The sequence below is a fragment of the Solemya elarraichensis gill symbiont genome (assembly GCF_002021095.1).
Classification (GTDB): Bacteria; Pseudomonadota; Gammaproteobacteria; order Chromatiales; family Chromatiaceae.
Map to the genome: position 1 here is coordinate 1 of NZ_MPRK01000088.1, position 6694 is coordinate 6694.

Sequence of the window (6694 nt, forward strand, 5' to 3'; positions counted from 1 at the left end):
ACGCAGGGCGTCCGGGGCAATAAAGGCTGTCGAAGATCGAGTGTAAAAGGGAGACTTGGATGTCCCGTTTTACATCACGAGATCAAAGACACGCTTGGTCACCATGATCATGCGGCATATGCGGCATACATCCCGGCAGCAGTTCTGAAGCATGACAAGAGAACTTTTCGAAAATCCGGGTGGGTGTGTTGAAGTAGGGGAAGGCAGCCCAGTTCAACTGTTTATTATTGGCAAGTTCAGGCTGTACAGCGACAGAGGCCGCCGGATAGGTCAGCCCTCCATCCTTTCCAATAACATTGTGATTGATTAACGGGTCGGGCTTTCCCTTAACTGGCATTACAGGTGGGGCGCTTGCGTGGCCGTCTTCATAAACGAAAGGGTATGACGTATAGTCCTTCGCGAACTTGATTGGGGTGCCGCGTCTGCCATACTGGAGTAACAGGGAGCGCCGTGGGAACTGGCTATTGTTGAATGTGCCATGCCACAAGCGGCCGTCAAAGAATACGCCGTCTCCATCATTGCAGGATGGAATCATATTGCTGGCTTCGGCATCGTATTCAAGCGCTTTTTCAAGAATGGCCACGGCATTGGGGTCATTTCTTACAGGGTTTTCATAGGCAAAGAATTTCTGCAGGGGTTCTCCATATTCATGGCTGCCGGGAATTACTGCCAGGGCGCTGTTCTCATCAACACCAGAGATACCGATCCATAGTGAGACGAATCCTCCTTCAGGGCGACAGGTTTCATTGTCTGAATGCCAGGGATGAATTTCTCCGGGGTTACGATCAATTAGATGGGCGCCCCACAAATAGTAATCGCTGTTATCGAAAAACGAATCAAGATGACGGCAGATGTTTTTACTTGTAGCGACCTGTCGTACTTGTGCATCTACCATCCACAGCCGCTTCACTTTATTGGGTCTGCTGAGTTCATCGGAGTTAACGTTCAGAGATGCGAGGTAATGGATGGCTTCGCTATCGATTAATCGTCTCGTAGCGCTGTATCCCTGTTTTTTCCATTCTTCTGTCATGCCTGCGAGTTCGTTGTTAGCCTGTGATTTAATCCCGGGTGGTGCAGCTTATTTATCCTGGCAGAATACATGATTCAATTGGATAATTGCTTTTTAGCCTGTGTTTTATACCACTCGTCGAGCTTGGCATGCACTTCATCAACGCCGCGTTTTTTGAGTGCAGAGAAGAGTTGTACAGTCACATTGGGATAGTCTGCAATACGTTTGCGAACCTGCAGCATGGCAGCAGTGGCGGGGCCATTTTTGAGCTTGTCCGACTTGGTCATCAGGATATGGACCGGCAGTTTGAGATGGACGCACCATTCGATCATCTGCATGTCGAGATCCTTCATCGGGTGGCGGCAGTCCATCATCACAACTACGCCCTTGAGACACTCGCGTTGTTCGATGTAATTCGATAACAATCCGCGCCACTGCTCGCGAATTGAGCTGTGTACCTTGGCAAATCCATATCCCGGCAGGTCGACAAGACGACGATTCTCATCAAGAGAAAAGAGATTGATCAGCTGGGTGCGGCCGGGGGTTTTACTGGTGCGCGCAAGACTCTTCTGGTTTGTCAGTGTATTGATGGCGCTCGACTTGCCTGCATTTGAGCGGCCGGCAAAAGCAACCTCGAAGGCTTCGTCGCAGGTGGGCAGCTGAGCCAGTGCGGCAGCGCTCATGTCAAATTTAGCCTGGTAGAAAAAAGTGTTCACTGAAGATCCTCTGGTGACCTGTTGAAAATTGCGGCTAGGCCGTCGTCAAGCGTAGGGTACTCCAGTTCGAGTTCAAGGTCTGCCATCAGTTTTGCATTGGAGAGGCGACGCGACTCCTTCAGGTAGCTCAGCAGGCCCTTGCTGAGCACGTCCTGCGCTTCTGTCATGCTGATTGTCGGCGGGTGCGGCAGCCCTGCAAAATCGGCAACGCGCAGGAAATAGTCCGTCATATTGCCCGGTTGTCCGTCGGTGACGTTGTAGATTTCCCCATTTCGCCCCTTTTCACGCAGGGCGAGGATGATGCTGGCAAGGTCGTCGACATGAATACGGTTGGTAAATGGCGCCTGATCGGCACATAATAGCGGCTCTTGGCTCTCCAGGCGCTTTAGCGGCAGCCGGTTCGGGCCATAGATGCCAGCAACACGGATGATGATATGGGGCCAGCCTTCCCGTGCCGCCTTTTTTCTGACCTGCTGTTCTGCATCGAGACGTCTCTTTGCACGCTCGGCTATCGGTGCGACAGATGCAGTCTCGTCGATCCATGCTCCCTGGCAGTCGCCATAGACGCCGGTTGTGCTTAAGTAGATGAAGCTTTTCGGCGTGCCTGACACAGCGTCGAGAAAATGCTGCATACGTGTGTCGACACTCCCCTGTGGGGGTGGTGGCGCAAGATAGAGCAGGTGTTTGGCATCGATGTCGATGGATGCAATTGCAGCGTCGAGATCGGCGATGCAAGGTGTAATGCCTTCATGAGCAAGCAGCTGTGCGCTTTCGTCTGAGCGGACGAGCCCGCTGACGGAGACACTTTGCCGGAGCAGTTTTGCGGCAATTCGGCGCCCGAGGTCGCCACAGCCAACGATTAACGTTGCAGTCATGAGGTTTTAATTCGGCTCGAAATACGGGACAATTTCGCAACTTTTACGGATTCAATCAAGTTTATGTCTGATTTTCAGGTCACAATCGAGTCAAACGGGCAGCAATTTAAAGTACGCAAGGGTGAAGCCATCCTTGATGCCGCTCTGCACCAGAACGTCATTTTGCCCTACGGGTGTCGCAGCGGCAGCTGTGGCTCCTGCGCGGCCACCCTGGTTGAAGGCGAGGTCGAGTACCCCTTTGGTATCCCAGGCGGAATGCCCGATGAGGAGGGTGTATGCCTCACTTGCCAGGCCCAACCCCTGTCGGATGTGACAATCCGTGCCGAGGTGCTTGAGACAGTTGAGGAAATCGAGGTCAAGGCGTTGCCATGCAAGCTTGAGCACATGGAGCAGCTGTGTCATGACGTTATGGGGCTCTATCTCAAGCTGCCCGAGAGCCAGCGACTGCGTTTTCTTGCTGGGCAGTATCTTGATATTATCCTGCCGAACGGCCATCGCCGTGCTTTCTCGATTGCCAATGCGCCGCACGATGATGAGCAGATCGAACTGCATGTGCGCTATGTTGCAGGTGGCGAGTTTACCGAGACCGTTTTTAATTTGCTGCAGGAGAAGGCTGTATTGCGTATCGAGGCGCCGCTTGGTTCCTTTATTTTGCGCGAGCATTCTGACCGTCCGATGCTGTTCGTTGCCGGTGGTACTGGCTTTGCACCGATCAAGGCGATGATCGAACACGCCCTGTATGTGGGTGAGAAACGCCCGATGAAGCTCTACTGGGGTGTGCGTGCCAGTCGCGATCTCTATCTTCCTGATTTGCCGCAGCAGTGGGCGGATGAAAACTCCAATGTCGATTTTGTGCCGGTGATGTCAGAACCGGATGGGGCTTGGCAAGGACATTCCGGCTTCGTCCACGAGGCAGTGATTGCAGAGATTGATGATATTGCCGATTATGATGTCTACATAGCGGGTCCGCCGGTAATGGTCGAGGCGTGTGCCGCTGCCTTTGCAGAAAAGGGTCTGTCGCGTGATCATATGTATTCGGACGTGTTTGAATACGCTGCAGCCAAGGAAAAGTAAATGCCAGAATTTCGCGGGACAACAATTCTTTCTGTACGTCGCAATGGCCGGGTCGTTATCGGCGGCGATGGCCAGGTGAGCCTTGGCAACACGGTCATGAAAGGCAATGCGCGCAAGGTACGCCGGCTCTATAAGGATCGCGTGATTGCAGGATTTGCCGGTGCAACAGCCGATGCATTTACCCTGTTCGAGCGTTTTGAAGGCAAGCTTGAGCAGCATGGCGGACACCTGACACGTGCTGCGGTAGAGATGGCAAAAGATTGGCGTACCGACAAAATGCTACGCCAGCTCGAGGCGCTGTTGTGTGTTGCCGATCATTCAGCATCGCTGATTCTTTCCGGTAATGGTGATGTCATTCAGCCGGAAGACGACCTCATGGCAATCGGTTCCGGTGGTTCCTATGCCCAGGCTGCTGCACGTGCCCTGCTTGACAACAGCGAGCTTGATGCACGCGGCATCGTCGAGAAAGGGCTGCATATCGCGGCAGATATCTGTGTCTATACCAACCACAACCTCGTCATTGAAGAACTTGAAATCCAGGACTCCTGATTCGTACCATGTCTGAAATTACTCCCCGCGAAATCGTCGCAGAACTCGATAAACATATTATTGGCCAGGCTGAGGCGAAGCGCGCCGTGGCGATTGCACTACGCAACCGCTGGCGTCGTTCACAGGTTGACGAGGCGCTGCGCGCCGAGATCACACCAAAGAATATCCTCATGATCGGCCCCACCGGAGTCGGTAAAACCGAAATCGCACGTCGCCTGGCAAAGCTTGCCAATGCGCCTTTCATCAAGGTGGAGGCAACCAAGTTTACCGAGGTTGGCTACGTCGGACGCGAGGTTGACAGCATCATTCGTGATCTTGCCGATTCGGCCATCAAGATGGCACGTGAAGTGGCGATGGAAGAAGTGCGTGACAAGGCGCGCGAAGCAGCCGAGGAACGTGTGCTTGATGCCCTGTTGCCATCGGCCACCCCCACCACGTGGGAGCAGGAGAGCCAGGCAACACCTGAAGAGTCCTCGACGCGTACCAAGTTTCGTTACAAGCTGCGTCGTGGTGAACTGGATGACAAGGAGATCGAGATAGAGGTCACTGCGCAGAAGGTTGGTGTCGAGATCATGACGCCGCCCGGCATGGAGGAGATGACCGGTCAGCTGCAGGAGATGTTTCAGAACATGGGCGGCTCTGGTCGCCCAAAGCGACGCAAGCTGCATATCAGGGAAGCTCTCAAACTGATCGAGGATGAAGAGGCAGCCAAGCGGGTCAACGAGGAAGAGATGAAGCTGCAGGCAATAGATAATGTTGAGCAGCATGGCATCGTCTTTATCGATGAGATCGACAAGGTCTGTTCACGTGCCCAGGCAAGTGGCGCTGACGTCTCCCGCGAAGGTGTACAGCGTGATTTGCTGCCGCTGGTCGAGGGATGTACCGTCTCCACCAAGCAGGGCATGGTGAAAACAGATCACATCCTTTTCATTGCCTCGGGTGCTTTCCATCTCGCCAAGCCATCTGATCTGATTCCTGAGCTGCAGGGGCGTATGCCGATTCGGGTTGAGCTCTCGGCACTCAGTGTTGAGGATTTCTCACGTATTCTGACCGAGCCGGATGCATCCCTGACAGAGCAGTACCAGGCACTGATGCAGACAGAAGGTGTTTCGGTGGAGTTCGAAACGGGTGGTATCCAGCGCATCGCCGAGATCGCCTGGCAGGTTAACGAAAAGACAGAGAATATCGGTGCACGCCGTCTGCATACCGTGCTGGAACGCCTGCTCGAAAGTCTCTCATATGAAGCCTCGGACAGAGCGGGCGACAGTGTCACGATCGATGCGGACTATGTTGAGCAGAGTCTTGGTGAATTGGCGCAGGATGAGGATTTGACGCGCTATATTCTTTAACAACAGACACACTGCGGAATCTCCGCAGAAGATGGCGTTACAATACCGCCATTGAATCGATTTTCGAGGTTTTTATCATGTCTAAACCAATGCCGACAGAACTCAATCTGCACCGCCAGTCGCGGGTGCTTGAGGTCGCATTTGACGATGGCAACAAGTTCTCGCTGCCGTGCGAATTTCTGCGCGTCTATTCGCCCTCAGCCGAGGTGCAGGGGCATACTCCTGATCAGCGCGTGCTGCAGGTAGGCAAAGAGGGAGTCAATATCGAGCGTATTGAACCAGTAGGCAACTATGCGGTTGCACTGCATTTTGATGATGGTCACAACACCGGTATCTACTCATGGGAGACTCTCTACACCATGGGCGCCAACTATGATGAGATGTGGCAAGCATATCTCTCCGAACTCGAAGCAGCCGGCAAGGAACGAAAAGCGGATTCCTAGCCTGCCTGCCAGGAATCAGGAAGGAAGCCTGGCTACGGATGGCCTTAAGTTCCAGATTGATTATTCCTTTCCATGAAAAGGCTCATCAGCCGTTTTGCTTCAATGCCTGCCGGTTTTTTGGGCTCATGAACAAGGTTCAGGGTTGACCCGGTATAAGGTACACGCAAAAAATTGTGGATATCCTTTAGACGATCAACCCTGTTGAGCACATAATCCTCGTAGGATATTTCCAAAATAGGTCTGTCCAGATTCTCTAGCAGACTGCGCATCCATTTCTCTTCAGAGGGTTTTTGATTGATCGTGACTTATCACTCATTTAGGTCAGGCGTTCTGATCCGGGGCGTTTAACCGGCATGCCTCTTTTTTTGCTGTTTTTAAATCTTCCATAGCCATTTCTGTGGCCAGTTCGGTGAAGGAGGTTTTCGGGGACCAGCCAAGAAACTCCTTGGCTTTTGATGTGTCGCCACGAAGGTTTTCGACTTCAACAGGTCTGAAATAGCTCGGGTCAACCTGCACGATACAGTTACCGTGTGCGTCCAGACCGACTTCATTGACGCCTTCTCCCTGCCAGTGAATTTCCATCTCCAGGGCCTCTGCCACAGCGTTAGTAAATTCTTTGACAGTATGCTGTTTCCCCGTGGCGATGACAAAATCTTCAGCGCTCTCTTGCTGCAACATC

General features: G+C 52.9%; 9 protein-coding genes. 4 read left to right on the forward strand and 5 right to left on the reverse strand.

Annotated features, from left to right (window positions below; all coding sequences use genetic code 11):
* Nucleotides 1-82: 82 nt before the first annotated feature.
* The 3 genes from BOW51_RS05820 to BOW51_RS05830 form a co-directional block, all read right to left on the reverse strand.
* Nucleotides 83-1030 (reverse strand): phytanoyl-CoA dioxygenase family protein, encoded by a 948-nt coding sequence (locus BOW51_RS05820; protein WP_078476876.1) that lies wholly within the window; start codon nucleotides 1028-1030, stop codon nucleotides 83-85.
* 74 nt (nucleotides 1031-1104) lie between these two features.
* Nucleotides 1105-1725 (reverse strand): ribosome biogenesis GTP-binding protein YihA/YsxC, encoded by a 621-nt coding sequence (yihA, locus tag BOW51_RS05825; RefSeq protein ID WP_078476877.1) that lies wholly within the window; start codon nucleotides 1723-1725, stop codon nucleotides 1105-1107.
* Nucleotides 1722-2600: an SDR family oxidoreductase gene (locus BOW51_RS05830; RefSeq protein WP_078476878.1), complete on the reverse strand. Its 879-nt coding sequence runs from the start codon at nucleotides 2598-2600 to the stop codon at nucleotides 1722-1724. The genes yihA and BOW51_RS05830 overlap by 4 nt, the downstream gene beginning before the upstream one ends.
* A 63-nt stretch (nucleotides 2601-2663) precedes the next feature.
* Between BOW51_RS05830 and BOW51_RS05835 the strand changes: the two genes are divergently transcribed.
* The 4 genes from BOW51_RS05835 to BOW51_RS05850 all read left to right on the forward strand — a co-directional run bounded on the left by BOW51_RS05835 (nucleotide 2664) and on the right by BOW51_RS05850 (nucleotide 6015).
* A complete protein-coding gene (locus tag BOW51_RS05835) occupies nucleotides 2664-3674 on the forward strand; it encodes a CDP-6-deoxy-delta-3,4-glucoseen reductase (protein ID WP_078476879.1) in 1011 nt (336 codons plus the stop codon).
* Nucleotides 3675-4223, forward strand: coding sequence for an ATP-dependent protease subunit HslV (gene hslV / locus BOW51_RS05840; protein WP_078476880.1), 549 nt, complete (start codon nucleotides 3675-3677; stop codon nucleotides 4221-4223).
* A gap of 8 nt (nucleotides 4224-4231) precedes the next feature.
* Nucleotides 4232-5572, forward strand: a complete 1341-nt coding sequence (gene hslU, locus BOW51_RS05845) for an ATP-dependent protease ATPase subunit HslU (protein ID WP_078476881.1) — start codon at nucleotides 4232-4234, stop codon at nucleotides 5570-5572.
* 77 nt (nucleotides 5573-5649) lie between these two features.
* Nucleotides 5650-6015, forward strand: a complete 366-nt coding sequence (locus BOW51_RS05850; RefSeq protein WP_078476882.1) for a gamma-butyrobetaine hydroxylase family protein — start codon at nucleotides 5650-5652, stop codon at nucleotides 6013-6015.
* A gap of 44 nt (nucleotides 6016-6059) precedes the next feature.
* Here BOW51_RS05850 and BOW51_RS05855 read toward each other — a convergent pair whose 3' ends face one another.
* Together BOW51_RS05855 and BOW51_RS05860 are read right to left on the reverse strand one after the other, a co-directional pair.
* Nucleotides 6060-6284 (reverse strand): hypothetical protein, encoded by a 225-nt coding sequence (locus tag BOW51_RS05855; protein ID WP_078476883.1) that lies wholly within the window; start codon nucleotides 6282-6284, stop codon nucleotides 6060-6062.
* Nucleotides 6285-6336: 52 nt separating this feature from the next.
* A partial coding sequence (locus tag BOW51_RS05860; RefSeq protein ID WP_174564731.1) for a GDP-mannose 4,6-dehydratase occupies nucleotides 6337-6694 on the reverse strand: 358 nt, incomplete at its 5' end.

Excerpts from the sequence above, each read along its gene's own strand:
- hslV (WP_078476880.1), top strand. The coding sequence starts at position 3,675 with ATGCCAGAATTTCGCGGGACAACAATTCTTTCTGTACGTCGCAATGGC.
- BOW51_RS05820 (WP_078476876.1), bottom strand. The coding sequence starts at position 1,030 with ATGACAGAAGAATGGAAAAAACAGGGATACAGCGCTACGAGACGATTA.
- BOW51_RS05835 (WP_078476879.1), top strand. The coding sequence starts at position 2,664 with ATGTCTGATTTTCAGGTCACAATCGAGTCAAACGGGCAGCAATTTAAA.
- BOW51_RS05855 (WP_078476883.1), bottom strand. The coding sequence starts at position 6,284 with ATGCGCAGTCTGCTAGAGAATCTGGACAGACCTATTTTGGAAATATCC.
- hslU (WP_078476881.1), top strand. The coding sequence starts at position 4,232 with ATGTCTGAAATTACTCCCCGCGAAATCGTCGCAGAACTCGATAAACAT.
- BOW51_RS05830 (WP_078476878.1), bottom strand. The coding sequence starts at position 2,600 with ATGACTGCAACGTTAATCGTTGGCTGTGGCGACCTCGGGCGCCGAATT.
- BOW51_RS05850 (WP_078476882.1), top strand. The coding sequence starts at position 5,650 with ATGTCTAAACCAATGCCGACAGAACTCAATCTGCACCGCCAGTCGCGG.